This is a genomic window from Corynebacterium callunae DSM 20147 (assembly GCF_000344785.1).
In the GTDB taxonomy this organism is placed as follows: domain Bacteria; phylum Actinomycetota; class Actinomycetes; order Mycobacteriales; family Mycobacteriaceae; genus Corynebacterium; species Corynebacterium callunae.
On the sequence record NC_020506.1, the window covers coordinates 1,742,941 to 1,760,619 of the forward strand.

The 17,679-nt window shown below is 52.2% G+C and carries 17 protein-coding genes; 7 read left to right on the forward strand and 10 right to left on the reverse strand.

Going from position 1 to position 17,679, the window contains the following annotated elements; translation table 11 throughout:
- Positions 1–104 precede the first annotated feature (104 nt).
- The 3 genes from H924_RS08240 to hflX all read right to left on the reverse strand — a co-directional run bounded on the left by H924_RS08240 (position 105) and on the right by hflX (position 3,582).
- A complete protein-coding gene (locus H924_RS08240; RefSeq protein WP_015651499.1) occupies positions 105–629 on the reverse strand; it encodes a hypothetical protein in 525 nt (174 codons plus the stop codon).
- Positions 630–695: 66 nt separating this feature from the next.
- A complete protein-coding gene (locus H924_RS08245; protein WP_015651500.1) occupies positions 696–1,979 on the reverse strand; it encodes a uracil-xanthine permease family protein in 1,284 nt (427 codons plus the stop codon).
- A gap of 76 nt (positions 1,980–2,055) precedes the next feature.
- Positions 2,056–3,582, reverse strand: coding sequence for a GTPase HflX (hflX, locus tag H924_RS08250; protein WP_015651501.1), 1,527 nt, complete (start codon positions 3,580–3,582; stop codon positions 2,056–2,058).
- Positions 3,583–3,768: 186 nt separating this feature from the next.
- Between hflX and H924_RS08255 the strand changes: the two genes are divergently transcribed.
- Positions 3,769–4,518, forward strand: a complete 750-nt coding sequence (locus tag H924_RS08255; RefSeq protein WP_029703225.1) for a hypothetical protein — start codon at positions 3,769–3,771, stop codon at positions 4,516–4,518.
- Positions 4,519–4,592: 74 nt separating this feature from the next.
- Here H924_RS08255 and dapF read toward each other — a convergent pair whose 3' ends face one another.
- Genes dapF through H924_RS08270 form a run of 3 tightly spaced genes read right to left on the reverse strand, consistent with a single transcriptional unit; the run spans position 4,593 to position 6,943 of the window.
- Positions 4,593–5,426: a diaminopimelate epimerase gene (gene dapF / locus H924_RS08260; RefSeq protein WP_015651503.1), complete on the reverse strand. Its 834-nt coding sequence runs from the start codon at positions 5,424–5,426 to the stop codon at positions 4,593–4,595.
- Positions 5,427–5,431: 5 nt separating this feature from the next.
- Positions 5,432–6,340, reverse strand: a complete 909-nt coding sequence (miaA, locus tag H924_RS08265; RefSeq protein WP_015651504.1) for a tRNA (adenosine(37)-N6)-dimethylallyltransferase MiaA — start codon at positions 6,338–6,340, stop codon at positions 5,432–5,434.
- A complete protein-coding gene (locus H924_RS08270; RefSeq protein ID WP_245533856.1) occupies positions 6,341–6,943 on the reverse strand; it encodes a hypothetical protein in 603 nt (200 codons plus the stop codon).
- A 204-nt stretch (positions 6,944–7,147) separates the two neighbouring features.
- On the opposite strand from H924_RS08270, the gene H924_RS08275 reads away from it, so the two are divergent.
- Both H924_RS08275 and H924_RS08280 read left to right on the forward strand, forming a co-directional pair.
- Positions 7,148–8,500 (forward strand): DUF349 domain-containing protein, encoded by a 1,353-nt coding sequence (locus H924_RS08275; protein ID WP_015651505.1) that lies wholly within the window; start codon positions 7,148–7,150, stop codon positions 8,498–8,500.
- Positions 8,501–9,541, forward strand: coding sequence for a hypothetical protein (locus H924_RS08280; RefSeq protein WP_015651506.1), 1,041 nt, complete (start codon positions 8,501–8,503; stop codon positions 9,539–9,541).
- Here H924_RS08280 and H924_RS08285 read toward each other — a convergent pair.
- Positions 9,538–10,200 carry an Rv2732c family membrane protein gene (locus H924_RS08285; RefSeq protein WP_029703229.1) on the reverse strand — a complete coding sequence of 221 codons (663 nt, stop codon included), beginning with the start codon at positions 10,198–10,200 and terminating at the stop codon, positions 9,538–9,540. The two genes, H924_RS08280 and H924_RS08285, sit on opposite strands and share 4 nt — an antisense overlap.
- Positions 10,201–10,268: 68 nt before the next feature.
- Positions 10,269–11,888, reverse strand: a complete 1,620-nt coding sequence (gene miaB / locus H924_RS08290) for a tRNA (N6-isopentenyl adenosine(37)-C2)-methylthiotransferase MiaB (RefSeq protein ID WP_029703231.1) — start codon at positions 11,886–11,888, stop codon at positions 10,269–10,271.
- A 318-nt stretch (positions 11,889–12,206) separates the two neighbouring features.
- Here miaB and gluA point away from each other — a divergent pair, with 318 nt between their 5' ends.
- From gluA to H924_RS08310, 4 genes are all read left to right on the forward strand, one after another.
- A complete protein-coding gene (gene gluA, locus H924_RS08295; RefSeq protein WP_029703232.1) occupies positions 12,207–12,935 on the forward strand; it encodes a glutamate ABC transporter ATP-binding protein GluA in 729 nt (242 codons plus the stop codon).
- Between the two features lie 31 nt (positions 12,936–12,966).
- Positions 12,967–13,860 (forward strand): glutamate ABC transporter substrate-binding protein GluB, encoded by an 894-nt coding sequence (gene gluB, locus H924_RS08300; protein ID WP_015651510.1) that lies wholly within the window; start codon positions 12,967–12,969, stop codon positions 13,858–13,860.
- Between the two features lie 115 nt (positions 13,861–13,975).
- Positions 13,976–14,662: a glutamate ABC transporter permease GluC gene (gene gluC, locus H924_RS08305; protein WP_015651511.1), complete on the forward strand. Its 687-nt coding sequence runs from the start codon at positions 13,976–13,978 to the stop codon at positions 14,660–14,662.
- Positions 14,663–14,730: 68 nt separating this feature from the next.
- Positions 14,731–15,609: an amino acid ABC transporter permease gene (locus tag H924_RS08310; protein ID WP_404825333.1), complete on the forward strand. Its 879-nt coding sequence runs from the start codon at positions 14,731–14,733 to the stop codon at positions 15,607–15,609.
- A gap of 71 nt (positions 15,610–15,680) precedes the next feature.
- Here H924_RS08310 and recX read toward each other — a convergent pair whose 3' ends face one another.
- Both recX and recA read right to left on the reverse strand, forming a co-directional pair.
- Positions 15,681–16,295 (reverse strand): recombination regulator RecX, encoded by a 615-nt coding sequence (gene recX / locus H924_RS08315; RefSeq protein ID WP_015651513.1) that lies wholly within the window; start codon positions 16,293–16,295, stop codon positions 15,681–15,683.
- 98 nt (positions 16,296–16,393) lie between these two features.
- The gene (gene recA / locus H924_RS08320) at positions 16,394–17,506 is read right to left on the reverse strand and encodes a recombinase RecA (protein WP_015651514.1); all 1,113 of its coding nucleotides are present in this window, start codon (positions 17,504–17,506) and stop codon (positions 16,394–16,396) included.
- Positions 17,507–17,679: the final 173 nt, after the last annotated feature.

Genomic DNA, 17,679 nt, shown 5'->3' on the forward strand with positions numbered 1-17,679 from the left:
AAAAGGTTACTGAGGCGGTGGCGCCCAGCGTCGACAAGCTCTGGTACTTAAAAAGGTGTGTCCAGGTAACCTGAACACACCTCTAATTTGTGGATTGGTGGGCTTTAGACAGTTGCGGGAACCTGGCACACCTGCACAAAAACTTGGGTAACCAAATCTTTGCGCTCTTCTACGCTGACGGGACCATCAACATATTCTTCCCAACCAATGGTGTTCATTGGCAAGGTGCAGCCGGTCTCGGCGACACCATCGAGGATTTCCTCCCAGGTTTCATTCAAATCCTCAGAGAGACCCTCATGACGGCTACGCATGGTCTTCATATCGCGGAAGTGATGCAGCGCCACATCGTCGATATCGCCACCTGATTGGCTCAGCGCACCACGACGCAGCTTTTCAGCCTGCACGGAGGTAACGGGAAAACCAATAAGAATATCTACGGTGTCCGAAACATCGCCGAAGTAATAAGAGCGCGCCGGGCCGGCTGGCTCAATACCTTCAAAACGCAGGAGTTTTTTGATCTCTGCATAGCCTTGTTGAAAAAGCTCTGGCAGCTCCTCAGGCTGAACGATTACCCTAATGCCCACAATGTCATGGGCCGGGATCTTTTCAAACTGGGTATCAACTATCAATGTGGGGTTCCTAAGAAAGACTAAACACTTGCCACGCGCAAAATGCGTGGACTGAATCGCGACGTTCTAGAACGTTGCGTTTTTGCCTTCACCAATGGAGGTATAAAGCTTTTTCATGATGGGGTACAAAACGATAATTCCGACTGAACCCCAGGCGATGCCTTCAAGAGTAACGCCAAAGACGGTTAAGGTGAGATTACCAATTCCTGCAACCAAAGCAACAGCAGCCATGGTCAAATTAACTGGATTATTAAAGTCAACCTTATTGTCCTGCCAAATGCGAATACCCAACATACCAATCAGGCCATAAAGAACCAAACACGCGCCACCGAGAACACCGGTTGGAATGGTGAAAATCAAAGCGCCGAATTTTGGAATGAAGGCGAGTGCAATCGCAGTAAACGCCGCAACCCAATACGCAGCAGTAGAATACACGCGGGTAGCTGCCATGACGCCAATATTTTCGGCATAGGTCGTGGTACCAGATCCGCCAAAACCACCAGCGAGCGTGGTCGCGAGACCATCGGCAATAAGAGCGTCTCCAGCTAGATCATCCAGGTTTTCGCCGGTCATCTCAGAAACGGCCTTAACGTGTCCGACGTTTTCCGCGATGAGCACGATAATTACTGGCAAAGTCACCAAGATTGCTGAGAGCTGGAATTGTGGAGTGTGGAATTGTGGAATTCCAAACCACGCTGCTGCTTCAATGGTTTCTACTGAACCTGGTGCCAGGTTGCCGCTAAGTGCTGCAAAAACCCAGCCCACGATAACGCCGATGAGAATGCCCAATCGTGCCACCATTCCGCGGCCTGCCACGGTGGCAAGCAAGATAGCAAAGAGGGTCACAGCTGCAACTAAGGGCTGGCTGCCAAAGTTGGTAGCTGCAGTAGGTGCCAGGTTCAAGCCAATAAGCGCCACAATGGCACCAGTAACAGTTGGTGGCATGACAGCATCAATTACTTGACGGCCGGCGGCCTTCACTGCGAAACCAATGGCAATTAGTACCAGGCCAGCGACCAAAATGCCGCCGATTTGTACGCCAATGCCCTGCGCCTGAGTGGCGGTCAGTGGTGCGATGAAGGCAAAGGAGCTGCCCAGGTAAGAAGGTAGGCGGTTGCGAGTAATCAGGAGGAACAGAATTGTTCCCAAGCCTGAGAAGAGCAAAGTGGTATTTACCGGAAAACCGGTGAGTGTGGGAACCAGCAGAGTTGCGCCAAACATGGCGATTACGTGCTGCATTCCGATTCCGATTGTGCGTCCCCAGCTCAGTCGCTCTTTAGGAGAAACTACTGCGCCGGGTGCGATCTTTTTGCCGTCTCCATGGACGGTCCATCCCCAAGTTGAAGTCACGAACGTTCATTATCATCCTTGAACTGCCCTTTTGGGAAATCAAAAAGCCCACATTCAAAAGAATGTGGGCAAATTGTTACTGTTCGGAACGCTCTACAGCGAACTCTTTCAGCTCTTGCGCGAGCTGCTCGGGGATACGCACATCAATTAGTGTGCCTTCCTCTGCATACTCCTCGGACAAGACGGTGCCGTGCTGGTGCAAACGTGACACCACATCACCGCGGGTAAAAGGAATCCGCAGCAAGAGGTGGGTATCACGAGCATTTAAGAAGAGCTCAATACGAGCCTCGAGTTCCTTAATTCCCTCCCCTGTTAATGCAGAAACAAAGACCACATCATCTAACACATGGCGCAGTTCAGCTAGTGCCAAAGGATCAGCTTGGTCGATCTTATTAACCACAATAATTTCTGGAGGTGGGGTTGCACCGGTAGAGCGGATGATATCGCTAATGACCGTATTCACAGCTTCAATTTGCTTGAGAGGGAAAGGATCTGAACCATCCACCACATGCAGCATGAGGTCTGCTTCTACAACTTCTTCCAACGTGGACTTAAAAGCTTCCACCAAAGAGGTAGGCAGGTGGCGCACAAAACCGACAGTGTCGGTAAAGACCACATTGCGGCCATCAGCTAATTCAGCCTTACGAGTGGTGGGATCCAAGGTGGCGAAAAGCGCATTTTCCACCAGCACACCAGCACCAGTCATAGCATTAATTAACGAGGATTTACCGGCATTGGTATATCCGGCAATAGCAATCTGCGGAACTAAAGAACCAGCGCGCTGCGCGCGTTTAACGCTTCTCGACGTATCCATGCCCGAAAGTTCCCGACGTAGACGGGCCATATCGGTACGCAGGCGACGACGATCCGCCTCGATCTTGGTTTCACCAGGACCACGCAGACCCACACCACCATTAGAACCAGCACGACCACCAGCCTGACGAGAGAGGTTGCCACCCCAACCACGAACGCGGGAGATTAAGTATTCCATCTGGGCCAGTGCGACCTGGGTTTTACCCTCGCGGGACTTTGCGTGCTGGGCAAAGATATCCAGAATAAGCATGGTGCGGTCAATGACCTTGATATTGAGGTCACGTTCCAAAGCCACCAACTGGGAAGGGCTAAGTTCACCATCAATAACAACGGTGTCAGCACCGGTGGCCTCAATGATTTCTTTAAGCTCTTTTACCTTGCCGGAGCCAATATAGGTGCCGGGGTCTGGTTTATCGCGCTTTTGATACAGGGTTTCAATAACTTCTGCACCAGCGGTATCGGCTAGGGCAGCAAGTTCTGCCAGGCTCGCATCAATCTCAGCGGTGGTACCTTCGGTCCACACGCCTACCAAGATCACGCGCTCTAGACGTAGTTTTCGGTATTCAACCTCATATCCATCCGCGGCTTCATCCGCGTGGATTTCGGTCTCGCGACGTCGACTAGCATCACGGTCTTCTAGGTCGAGCTCGCCCACAGACGGTGCCGTGACATCAGCGCGTAATAATCCGCTGAGATCAAAGCCGGTGCTTTCTTCAGGCTCTGGTGTGACATGATCGCGAAAGGCCTGAGCCAAGAGGTCTTCATGATTAACAATCTTTTTTTCATCCATTGTTCAACCATTGTTCCACGTCATCTGCCTACCTGCATAGACCTTATTCAACGCTCTAAGCGATCACAGCAAAAACGCTTGCCCTCAAACACCACAATGCACCGTCCTATTCCCCACTGCCACCCAGCTAAAAATCACCCCGAGGCAAGGTGACTGGGCAACTGCCATAGCGCTACACTATTGGCCATGACTAGCGACCTTAAGACAATTGGTATGGATTTCGCCCGCTGGCAAGACGCAGTTGAGGCCGCTATTGCCTCGGAGCGCCTTGAGGTAACCGGCGAGGTCCGTGGCGGACAGCTCATTCAGTTCTCTGATGACTCTGGTGCCCAAATTAATATTCTGGCAGTTGAGCCTTTTGCCACCTACGCCGGTTTTAAATCAGCAACAGTAGCTTATGGCCACGTCAGCATGATCAATGATGTGTTGGCTCTGGTCGATATTATTGATCCTTTTGGCAACCCTGTTACCACCATTACCTGCAACCTCGCACAGGGTCCGCTGCTGGTGGATGAGCCACTTCAGCGCTGGCAGCAGCTACAAATCACTGCCCTTGGTGTTGATGTAAAGGTTTATGCCGATAGCACTGATTACCTCCTCAACGGTGGTGAAACTGTGGGCACTCTTGTATCCGAAGGTGCTCAGAAGGTTTCCAGTGGCAGTGGTGCAGTTGTTCCAGATGCTGCTGCAGAGTTCTCGGCGCGAGTGCTCTCTGCGGAATACCGCACCAATGCATTAACTGGACAGCGCTTTATCCATGCCACGGTTGATGGCATGTTTGCTTTTGATGTGTGCCTGCCAGATGCTCCAGAATTGCCTGCCCGCGATTCTGTGCTCGCCGGCAAGATTATGCTTGCAGGTTCTGTTATTGAACAAGCAAGCAGTGGCTGCGGTGGCGGTTGTAGCTCAGGTGGCTGCGGCTGCGGTGGCCACTAGCCCCAACTAAGCAAAAAAGTTCGAGGCTTCCATAACTTTGGAAGGCTCGAACTTTTTATTTTGGTGGTTAATTTTTAGAGGGAAATTTCACCCAGGGCCAAGATCTTGGCAGGGCCGGTCAGCGTGGAAGTATCTTCCATAATCTCTACGGTTACTTCACCGCCAGGAACTTTCACCTGAACCACGCCTTCGCCCTGGCCAGCATCGGCTAAAGCTGCACGGGCTGCGGCCACAGTGCCGGTACCGCAGGAACGGGTCTCGCCCACTCCGCGTTCCCACACACGCATGGACACTGCACCATCTTCAAGCTCGGTAAGAATTTCCACATTGACACCCTCCGGGAAAAACTCGGTATCAAAGGTAGGAGCTTGGAGTGGGAATTCTGCCAAAGCAGCAGCAGTAAGACCGGGCACCACGCTAGCCAGGTGCGGGTTGCCCATGTTAACGCCCAAGCCTGCGAAATTCTGTCCGCTAATCTCACAGGTGGAAAGACCGGTTACCTCTGCAGGGCCCATATCTACGCGCACCACAGCGTCATAATCATCAAAAGACAGAACGTCTACATGGCGCAATCCAGCGCGGGTACCGATATCAAAGCTATCGGAATCCACTAAGCCACGGGAACGCAACCAGTGGGCAAAAAGGCGCACGCCATTGCCACACATTTCAGCTAAAGAACCATCTGCATTGCGATAATCCATAAACCAGAGATCTGGATCAACGGTGCTATCAGCAATCTCAGAGGACTTAACTACGCGCAAAATACCATCTGCACCGATCCCGGCGCGGCGATCACAAAGCGCTGCGACAGTCTCGGGGCTGAGATCAAATTTTGCCTGCTCATCGGAGATAATGATGAAGTCATTTTCGGTGGCATGGCCTTTGGCAAAAGGAATAACAGTTTTCACGTGGACTATTCTAACCCCAAAATGGTGTAGGCCTGTGCGACGGTATCACCGGAAGCTTCAATCCACTGCACACGTTGATCGCGGTTAAACCAACTGCGTTGGCGGCGCACATAACGGCGGGTACCAATGACGGTGCGTTCCTCCACATCTTCCCAGGGCAACTCTCCTGCCATTGCTGCTAGGACCTGGGCATATCCAATGGCTCGGCCAGCAGTTGAGGCAGCAATAAGACCGTGGTTTTCCACGAGGTTTTCTACCTCGGCGACAAAACCGCGCTCAAACATCAATCGGGTGCGCAGCTCAATACGAGGATTAAGCCATTCCGGGGTGGTTTTTAAGCCCAAGATGGTCGTACCCCAACGCGGAGGTGCATCTTTTGGTGGTTGGCTGGCCTGGAAAGGTTCGCCGGTAAGTTCAATTACCTCCAAAGCACGCACCGTCCGGCGAGGATCACGATCTTCAATAATGGCAGCTGCTTGGGGATCAATCTCAGCCAAGTGCGCATGAAGTTTTTCAATGCCCACCTCATCAAGTTTGTCCTGCCAAGCCTGGCGTACTGCCGGATCGGTGGGTGGAAATTGCCAATCATCCACCAAGGACTGCACATAGAGCATGGATCCACCCACCAAAATAGGAGTTTTGCCACGGCTCATAATCTCTTCAACATCCGCAATCGCTTCTTGTTGATAACGCGCCACAGAAGCTGTTTCAGTGACATCCAAAACATCTAATTGGTGGTGTACTACTCCTTCGCGCTCCTCCATGGTGAGCTTGGCGGTACCAATATCCATGCCACGATAAAGCTGCATGGAATCCACATTGACTACTTCCCCATCAAGTCGCTTGGCCAACGCAATACCAAGTGCTGATTTTCCAGAAGCTGTCGGTCCAACCACCGCAATCGGTGTCACCACTTATTTTTCTCCTTTATTTATTGTCCACCGTGCGACATAACGTCCAACACCTAGTGATTCATCAACCTCAAGCAATTCCGCACTTTCGACCAGCGGCAACAGCTCGTATAGGTCCAGCCATAACTGAGGCTCGCGGAGGGAGGCGTCGAAAAGCGCTTGAGCAGTGCGTGGTGTCGCGCTGCCACGCAGCACCTCCTGACACCACTGGTGTGCTGCGGGCGCGCCGGGTACCAGCGAGGACGGCGCGCGCGGGGTGAGGCCGGTGGGTCCGTCTAAGGCCACCAGGGTTAAGGTTTCTGGGCTTATCGACGCCACCCCCTCGCCAACGTTGCGAACACGCTCTTGGGCATCTCCTAAGACATAGCGCTGCAAAATCTCGGCGAGGTAGTTTCCTGCTCCGACCTGGACCTGTGGGGCTCCCCAAGCGCGCAAACTACCGGTATGGGCGCTAAACCACTGCTGATCGCGGGATCCGACGAGCTCTATCGGCCAGTTATGGGCGTTAAGCTCTTGGCTCAGTACCTCTTTAAGAGTTGCCATGAGGCGTTGCCCAGCATGGTCTTGGGGCGCGAGTTCGGCGACCAAGGCGGGGCTTGAAGGCATGAAGATCAGCGTTGCTTTCACCTGATCCACCCTATCGTGAATGTCCTCTCACCATTGCCAAGCCCCTATCTTGGTGAATTCAATGAAGATAGTGCACCCTATCTGGCTGACACCTTAGGGGGCACGCTGTATGTTTAGAATACGTAATTTGAGTTTCGGCGGCCGTGTCGCGCGGCCAGGACGACGCAAGTAAAAGGACCGATCATGACTGAGAACCAGACCTCTAGCTCCACCCCAGCCCCGAAGCCGGGCCCAAGGCCGGGACCCCGCCCTGGTGCTCAGGCAGCAGCAAATAAGGCAGCTGCTACCATCACCCCTGCTCCGCTGGCTAAAACCCCAAATGATCCCGCCAAATTTGGTCGGGTGGAAGCTGATGGTTCTGCCTATGTCACCACCTCTCAAGGTGAGCGTTTGATCGGTTCCTGGCAGGCTGGCACTCCTGAAGAGGGCTTGGCTCACTTCGGATCTCGATTTGATGATCTGGCGACTGAGGTTGCTTTGATGGAACAGCGTCTGGTCTCCCACCCAGATGATGCTCCCACCATTCGTGCCAAGGCTGAGGAAATCAAGGCGACTTTGGCAACTGTGGCTGCAATTGGTGATCTTGATGGCCTAGAAAAGCGCCTAAGCAAGATCATTGATAACTCCGAGGTAGCCAATGAACGCGCCAAGGAAGAAAAGGCAAAGCGCCGCGAAGAAGCTGTGGCTCGCAAGGAAGCTTTGGCTACTGAGGCTGAAGGTCTGGCAGAAAACTCCACCGATTGGAAGGTTGCCGGCGATCGTATCCGCGCCATCCTGGATGAGTGGAAGTCTATTCATGGCATTGATCGCAAGACCGATGATGAGCTGTGGAAGCGTTATTCCCGTGCCCGCGATGCCTTCAACCGTCGCCGTGGTGCACACTTCGCAGATCTGGATCGTGGTCGCGCTACTGCCCGCAAGGTGAAGGAAGCACTGGTTGAGCGCGCTAATGCGCTCAAGGAATCCACCGAGTGGAATGAGACCGCGCGTGCGTTCCGCGATTTGATGAGCGAGTGGAAGGCCGCTGGCCGCGCTCCTCGCGAGATTGATGAGAAGCTGTGGGCTGTCTTCAAGGACGCTCAGGACTTCTTCTTTGATAAGCGTAATTCCGTTGCCAAGGAACGCGATCAGGAATTTGAGTCCAATGCCGCTGCCAAGCAGCAACTGCTTGAAGAATACGATGCTCAGATTGATCCTGCCAAGAACCTCGAAGGTGCTCGTACCAAGCTGCGCGAGCTGCAGGAAAAGTGGGAAGAAATCGGATATGTCCCACGTGGTCAGGTTCGTGAATTTGAGGACAAGATCGGTGCTTTGGAAAAGCGCGTAGCCCAGGCTGAAGAGTCTCAGTGGCGTCGCACCGATCCTGAGGCACAGGCACGTGCAGATCAGTTCTCCGCCAAGGTTGCCGAATTTAACGCTCAGGCAGAAGCTGCCGAGGCTAAGGGCAACACCAAGAAGGCTGAGAAGCTGCGCGCCCAGGCTGCCCAGTGGGAAGAGTGGGCTCGTGCCGCTCATGAGGCAGTGGAACAGCTCTAAGTGAGATTTTTTAAGTTAGCGGAGCAGATTGCTGGTCAAGAGCCTGATGATCTGCTCCGCTCTTTTGTGTTCATGTCCAATATGGCGGCCCAAGAAATCTCTGGCGACCGCGATGTATCCATCTCACTCGAACGAATCCAGCGCGATCTGCTGGGCACGACCGAGATGGCCTCCTTTTTGCATATTGCCACCTTTGATCCCCCAGAGGAAGAGTGGATTGAGCCCGAGGGCTGGGTGAAGATCAACCTCCCATTAGTTGATGATCGCCACTCTGCAAGCCTCGATATTGTGCTCGACGCTGGCCATCAGCCGCTCCCCGGCTCCGAGTTGAGCGAGGAGGCAAAAGTGCTTATCGACGCGCTACTGCAGCACGGCGAAAGCACTGCGGCGAGTCCGCCGTGGCAGCGCACTATTTTCCACACCGCCCATATGCACCCAGCGGGCGGATTGAATGCGTGTGACTATTGTGCCGTGCTGCAAGCACGTGGTTATAAGCTTGCACACGAGGATATCCAGCAGACTTTGCCACTAGTGGGTCAACCCTGGTCACTAGATTCTTCCACCTTGCACGCAGTGGTGGGGCCAGAATTTCCGAGTCATTTAATCCCCGGAATTATTGAGCTCGAAGATATGGCCGCCGTTGATAATCCCCATGGCAGCCTGAGTGTGGAGCCTGAGCCATGGACTGCGCAACGCCTGGCTGCACAAGCTAAGCGAATCACTGCTGCTGGCACCAAGCTTTTCACTGTCATTAGTGAGGATGAGCTGGGTGTTAACGGGATATCTTCCATTGGCTTGGCACCGGGGTCAAACCCAGATGTCGCAGAACAGGGTTTGACCGTGGTGCACCGCCGAGCCCGTGGCCAAGGGCTTAGCCGCCACCTCAAACTTGCCTGCATGGAGCTAGTGCACCAGCATCTTCCCCAGGTAAAAAGGGTTGCAACGGCAAACGCGGTTGATAACCAGGCAATGCTAGCTATCAACCGCGCTTTGGGGGCTGAGGAGATTTCCCGAATTACGCTTTGGGAAAAGCGAATTTAAGAATCCTGCTCGGCCTCGCGCTGCCGACGTCGCGCCACGCGGGCGCGGCGATCGTCGACAAGCAAAGGGTTGTTCTCGGGGCTGTGCTGTTGCTGCTCTAAAAGTGCGCGCTGCGCGCTGGCAATATGATCAAGATCTTTGTTCTCGGAACGGCGCTGTGCAATATCGGCCTGCGCATCACTGCGCGCCAAAATGGTGTTAGACAATCCCCACACGGCGGCAATGGCACCAATAATGGCTACCATCATGCCGATATTGACAAAGTTAACCTGAGTGCTCGTGGTGGTTTGACGCATCCAAATCGCAAAAACAGCAAACACCACAGTGACACAGCTGAAAATCCAGGCCACCCAAGCTACCCAGGTGCGCTTGCTAATGACCGTGCCGAGGCTGAAAATCACCACGCCAATCATGCCCAGATAATAAAAGACATATTCCGCCAGCGTAATTCCGGCGTCAGCGGCCACATCTGTCCGGGTAAGAACCTGATAGCCCATCACTCCACGGATATGTGGCAAGAAAAGCGATAGTAGGAAAAGTACTCCGCCGGCGATGAGAAACCACTTCTTATCGCCCAATTCGAGTTTCCGAGCGGCCTCTTTTTCCAATGTTGCTAGCTCTTTGCCACTTAGCTTTTCTTCGCTCACTCTAAAGCTCATTTCCTCTTGGGGTTGATGGGTCTATCCTATACCGCGTAGTTAGACCGTCACTTCTTAAAAAACTTGTCTTAATTAACGGAACAACATGCGCTTTCAGCAGCTGGAGCTACCTTTGGCGCACCGATGCTAGGCAGACCCAATCCCACACCAATTGGTGCGGTGGTTGGAACCTTTCCAACTGAAGAGTTATCTCCAGCCTTGGTGCGGCGATGTACCTGTACGCCAGCATCTGCAGTAAGGAAGAACGGCGTTGCGGCAGTTACTTCAACCTCTACATAGTCACCAGGACGGATCTCTCCATCCAGATTGCCTTCTGGAGCGAAGTGCACCAAACGACCATCGCGAGCACGGCCGCTGAGACGGTGAGTCTCGTTATTTTTACGGCCGCCACCAGCCTGGACCAACAGCTCAACGGTTTGGCCGATGAACTTCTTGTTTTCTCGCTCGCCTACTTCTTCTTGGAGCGCCATCAAACGTTCATAACGTTCCTGGACAACTTCTTTAGGAACCTGGTTTTCATATTCTGCAGCTGGGGTTCCCGGACGTGGGCTGTACTGGAAGGTATATGCAGAAGTAAAGCGTGCTTGCTTGACAACATCCAGAGTTGCCTGGAAATCTTCCTCCGTCTCACCTGGGAATCCGACAATAATATCGGTGGTGATGGCAGCGTGTGGAATCTTCTGGCGAACTTCTTCCAAGATGTTGAGGAACTTCTTGGAACGGTAGGAACGGCGCATTTCCTTCAAAATACGATCCGAACCGGACTGCAATGGCATGTGCAGCTGAGGGCAAATATTTGGAGTTTCAGCCATGGCGTCAATGACATCAGAGGTAAATTCTGCTGGGTGTGGGCTGGTAAAGCGCACGCGCTCGAGGCCTTCAATATTGCCACAGGCGCGCAGCAACTTGGAGAAAGCTGAACGATCGCGCTCGAGTTCAGGGTCCACAAAGTTCACACCATAGGCATTGACGTTTTGGCCGAGCAGGGTGACTTCACTAACACCTTGTTCAACCAAGGCTTGTACCTCAGCCAGGATATCGCCAGGGCGACGGTCTTGCTCTTTACCGCGTAGGGAAGGCACGATGCAGAAGGTACAAGTGTTGTTACAGCCAACAGATACTGAAACCCATCCTGCATAGGCAGATTCGCGCTTTGCTGGCAAGACAGAGGGGAACTGCTCGAGGGAATCTACAATCTCCACCTGAGCTTTGTTGTTGTGCTCTGCGCGGTTAAGCAATGTTGGAAGTGATCCGATGTTGTGGGTACCAAAGACAACGTCAACCCATGGCGCCTTCTTAACCACAGTGTCTTTATCTTTTTGCGCCAGGCAACCACCCACTGCAATTTGCATGCCAGGGTTCTTTTCCTTAACGCTGCGGAGATTACCGAGGGTGCCGTAAAGGCGCATATCGGCATTTTCGCGAACTGCGCAGGTATTAAAGACAACCAGGTCTGGGGTGGCATCCTTGTCGGCTGCTACATAACCAGCCTCCTCGAGCAGACCAGAAAGGCGCTCAGAGTCATGGACGTTCATTTGGCAGCCAAATGTCTTGACCTCATAGGTACGCACAGCACCCGCCTCTCCCTCGTTTGTGGCCTCAGAGTTGTGCTCAAAATTCTCCGCTAAGAGGTCCGCTGCAGAGTCGGGGTGGATATTTACCTGATGATGTTTAATTTGCTGCGTCACGATTGGTAATTGTATCGCCGCGCTTGCGCCTAACATAAACGCGATTTTTTCGCTGTTCTTTGAGCCGTTGATTTTAGGTTCCCAAGCTTATTTTTAGCCCCCAAAATCATAATTTTTCGACATGGGTTTCTATCGGTAGATAGTTATAAACCGGAAGGAATCGGTAATTACCCCCTAAAAATGCCCCCTAGCGACCAGGGGAAATGTGGAATTCTACCCATTTGTTTATTTCAAAATGGACTCATTCACACAAAAACGAACAAGTTCCCCTATCCCTGACTTATGCTTTGCCTTATGACGCAGACCACAAGCTCTCCGATGGTTAAGATGATGGGAGTTCAGAAGTTCTTTGATGACTTCCACGCTTTGACCGACATCAATCTTGAAATCCCCCGTGGCCAAGTTGTGGTTGTCCTAGGACCATCCGGCTCTGGAAAATCGACCTTGTGCCGCACGATCAACCGTTTGGAAACGATTGAGGAAGGCACCATCGAAATTGATGGGCAGCTCCTTCCCGAAGAGGGCAAAGGCTTGGCGAAACTTCGCGCCGATGTGGGAATGGTGTTCCAATCATTCAACCTCTTCCCCCACCTCACCATCCGTGACAATGTCACCCTCGCGCCAATGAAGGTGCGCAAGATGAAAAAGGCTGAGGCAGAAAAACTAGCCATGGATCTGCTCGAGCGCGTGGGCATTGCAACCCAGGCTGATAAGTACCCAGCTCAGCTGTCCGGTGGACAGCAGCAGCGTGTGGCTATCGCCCGTGCCCTGGCCATGAACCCCAAGGTCATGCTTTTCGACGAACCAACCTCAGCTCTTGACCCAGAAATGGTCAATGAGGTCCTAGACGTCATGGCAAGCCTTGCTAAAGAAGGCATGACCATGGTGTGCGTTACCCACGAAATGGGCTTCGCACGAAAGGCAGCAGACCGTGTGCTCTTCATGGCAGAAGGTTGCGTCATCGAAGACACCACGCCAGAGGCCTTCTTTAGTAATCCCCAAACGGATCGCGCTAAAGATTTCCTCGGAAAAATTCTTGCCCACTAAATTAAGCTTTTTCAAACTTTTAGGAGACACAATGTCCAACAAGTCTATGATCACCAAAATCGCCGCAACCCTCGGCGCTACTGCCCTAGCTGGCGTCACCCTTACCGCTTGTGGAGGCTCCAGCAGTGGTGGAGATGAAGGTCTACTCGCTGCAATCGAAGGTGGCACCGTCACTGTAGGTACCAAGTTCGATCAGCCTGGCCTTGGCTTGCGCAACCCAGATAACTCCATGAGTGGTCTAGATGTTGACGTTGCAGAATACGTGGTTAACTCCATCGCTGATGACAAGGGTTGGGAGCACCCAAGCATCGAATGGCGAGAGACCCCTTCCGCACAGCGCGAAACCCTCATCCAAAACGGTGAAGTAGACGTTATCGCAGCTACCTATTCCATCAATGCGGGCCGTTCCGAGTCCGTTAACTTCGGTGGCCCATACCTGCTCACCCACCAGGCACTTTTGGTACGCCAGGATGATGACCGCATCAAGACCTTGGAAGACCTCGCAGATGGCCTGATCCTATGCTCCGTGACCGGTTCCACCCCAGCTCAGAAGGTCAAGGATGTTCTGCCAGGCGTTCAGCTACAGGAATATGACACCTACTCTTCCTGTGTTGAGGCACTTGATCAGGGCAATGTCGATGCAATGACTACTGACGCCACCATCCTCTTCGGATACTCCCAGCAGTACGAGGGCGACTTCCGAGTTGTTGAGATGGAAAAGGACGGCGCACCGTTCACCAACGAGTACTACGGCATGGGTCTGAAGAAGGACGACACCGAAGCTACCGATGCAATCAATGCAGCTCTTGAGCGCATGTACGCCGATGGCACCTTCCAGCGACTGCTTACCGAAAACCTCGGTGAGGATTCCGTCGTAGTTGAAGAAGGAACCCCAGGCGACCTTTCCTTCTTGGAAGCTAGCTAACTTCCCGGCCACTACCCCGGCTTAATTAGTCTGCGTGGCACTTCACGCCCGTGAGGTGCCATGCATTGTTCATCTTTCTAAAGATTTTTCAATCCTTATCGAGGGGAACCTCCACATGAGCACATTGTGGGCAGATCTGGGTCCGTCGTTACTTCCAGCCTTTTGGGTGACAATCCAACTCACCGTATACGCAGCTATCGGCGCCATGATTCTTGGAACAATCCTCACCGCAATGAGGGTTTCACCAGTAAAGATTCTGCGAACCCTATCCACGGCCTATATCAACACAGTCCGAAACACCCCACTAACCCTTGTGGTCTTGTTCTGTTCTTTTGGTCTTTATCAAAACCTCGGCTTCTCATTGGCAAACCGTGAGAGCTCAACCTTCCTGGCTGATAATAACTTCCGTCTGGCAGTTCTAGGTTTCATTCTTTACACCTCAACCTTCGTGGCTGAGTCCCTACGCTCCGGTATTAATACTGTGCACTTTGGCCAGGCCGAAGCCGCACGATCCCTCGGACTTGGTTTTAGCGATACTTTCCGCTCGATCATTTTCCCCCAGGCCCTGCGTGCCGCAATTGTTCCACTGGGAAATACACTGATCGCACTCACCAAAAACACCACCGTTGCCTCGGTAATTGGTGTTGGTGAAGCATCCTTACTGATGAAATCCACCATTGAAAATCACGCCAACATGCTTTTTGTTGTCTTCGCGATTTTCGCAGCTGGCTTTATGATCCTCACCCTGCCCATGGGCCTTGGCCTTGGCAAACTCTCTGAACGCTTGGCGGTGAAGAAATAGTGTCTACCTCTACTCGTGCCACCGTTCTCTACGATGCACCTGGCCCAAAGGGTCGACGACTCAACCTGATCATTACAGCAGTCACCGGCCTAGTAGCCCTGGCTGTGCTGTATTGGATTGGCACTGTCCTTTTTGCCAATGGTCAATTAGATAGCGCCAAGTGGACCCCCTTTATTAATAGCCAAACCTGGACCACCTACATCCTTCCCGGTTTATGGGGCACCCTTAAATCTGCAGTAGTATCCGTCCTGCTTGCACTTGTGATGGGCACTGCTCTTGGCCTGGGCCGCATTTCTGAATCCCGCGCTTTACGCTGGTTCTGTGGCGTTATCATTGAAGTTTTCCGCGCTATCCCAGTGCTGATCCTGATGATCTTCGCTTACCAAATGTTTGCGCGTTACCAGATCTTCCCTTCCAAGCACCTTGCTTTTGCAGCAGTGGTCTTCGGACTCACCATGTACAACGGATCTGTGATCGCCGAGATTTTGCGCTCTGGCATTGCATCTCTGCCAAAGGGTCAGCGCGAGGCTGCAACTGCCCTTGGTTTGTCTCCTCGTCAAACCACCTGGTCAATTCTTTTGCCTCAGGCAGTAGCTGCAATGTTGCCAGCGTTGATTTCTCAGATGGTTATTGCCCTCAAGGATTCTGCACTTGGCTACCAGATCGGTTACATCGAAGTGGTTCGCTCCGGTATTCAGTCTGCGTCTGTTAACCGTAACTACCTGGCTGCGCTCTTCGTGGTTGCACTGATCATGATTGCTTTGAACTTCTCACTTTCCGCTTTGGCTTCGCGTATCGAGCGCCAGCTGCGCGCCGGTCGAGCTCGCAAGAATATCGTGGCAAAGGTTCCAGAGCATCCTGATCAGGGTCTTATCACCAAGGACCAAGTCAATGCCGATTGGCACGACCCAGATTATAAGGATCTCAAGACCCCTGGTGTGCAATAACATCAATCTTTAAGTTCTAAATCAATAAGAAGTGCCTGATACAAGATTTTTGTATCAGGCACTTCTTGTTTTTAATCTTTGAGTTCTGCTATTCGTTCATCTAGAGCTTCACGGGAGAGCTGCATTGATAATCCTGCAGGAAATCCTCTTCTGGCTAATGCTCCAAGGACTCGTCGCAAAGCTTTGTCGTATTCGGCCCGGTCTTGGGGCACTTTAGTTTCCGAACGAGCCTTCTTGCGGGCGACGGCCCTGGCCGTCTCCCGCTCTTTGTCACCATCAATTTGTTCCAAAGCGACGGTGCGAAGTTGTTGGGAAATTCCCTTTTCTCTCAGCTCTTGATCCAGAGCCCGAGATGATTTGCCACGGCGCTGGCTTCGTTGACGCACCCATTCAGAGGCAAATAATTCATCATCCAGCAACTTAGAATTGAGGAAATCCTGAATCACCTCTTCAATGATGTCGGCTTCAAATTCTAATGCTTGGAGCCGAGTCCTTAATTCCGAGGTTGAGCGAGCACGCTGATCAAGTAAGAGCAGTGCACGCCGGCGTACCGTTGACTTCTTTTCTTCTTTTTCTTTATCAAAGAAGCTGTTTTCTCCTGCTGCTTTTTCGCTTTGGAATTCAGCTAGGGCTTTTTTAAGCTTTTCAATTTTTCTTAGCTGTGCCGCATCGGTGGTGGTAGCCACGCTAAGCCTCCATGTGTTTTGCAGATTGAGACAACAAAAGGGAGTAATCCGCTAAGGATCTAGCAGTTACTCCCCTGGTGCGAGGTGTTTTTTAAAGCTTAATCCTCAGCCTCGTCATCAAAGTCAACGTTGGGGACAAGCTCTACAGGATCATCGGTGAGTTCATCAGAAACGGCTGCGAATTTACCAACACCAAGCTTCTTGAAGATCTTCTCTTCAACCTCATCGGTCAGGGCTTGGTTGTCCTTGAGGTAGAGGCGCACCTTTTCCTTACCTTGGCCCAGTTGGTCGCCTTCATAGGTAAACCAAGAGCCGGACTTCTTAATGATGCCGTGGTCAACAGCCAGGTCAATAACGGAGGATTCACGGGAGATTCCTTCGCCATACATGATGTCGAATTCTGCAATCTTAAAAGGTGGGGACACCTTATTCTTAACTACCTTGAGGCGGGTTCGGTTACCAATGGCGTCCTGGCCGTCTTTTAGGGTTTGGATACGGCGCACATCACAGCGCACTGAAGCGTAGAACTTCAAGGCTTTACCACCGGTGGTGGTTTCTGGTGAACCGAACATTACGCCGATCTTCTCACGCAGCTGGTTAATAAAGATTGCAGTGGTGCCGGAGTTATAAAGTGCACCAGTCATCTTCCTCAGCGCCTGGCTCATCAAACGAGCCTGTAGGCCGACGTGGCTATCGCCCATTTCGCCTTCGATTTCAGCCTTAGGGGTCAATGCGGCGACGGAGTCAATAACGATAATGTCGATAGCGCCAGAACGCACCAACATATCGGCAATTTCTAGAGCTTGCTCACCGGTATCAGGCTGAGAAACCAAAAGGGCATCAGTATCTACGCCAAGGTTGCGGGCATAATCTGGGTCAAGCGCGTGCTCGGCGTCAATGAAAGCTGCGATGCCGCCAGCTTTTTGTGCCTGTGCAATGGCATGAAGTGCCACAGTGGTCTTACCTGAGGATTCTGGGCCATAGATCTCTACAATTCGTCCACGGGGGAATCCACCGATACCAAGTGCAATGTCAATTGCAGTATTGCCAGAGGAAATAGTTTGGATTGGCGGACGGTTTTCATCACCCAGGCGCATAACTGCACCCTTGCCAAAGTCTTTCTCAATAAGAGCAAGGGCAGCGTCTAAGGCCTTTTGGCGGTCATCGCCTTTAACATTGGCGGTTTTTGAGGTTGTTTTCTTTGCAGCCATTTTTGTCCTATTCCTTGTTAAATCTGGCAGTTGCCAGCGGTATTACTTTTGTCCCTAGCCTAAAAGGATTTCAGGTCCTACTTTTGTTAGACCGTGAAAGATGAAGATCGGATCCCCAGCACTTCAATTTGGTGCCTCTGTGGATAGACGATAGAACATGACTGGGACTTAGA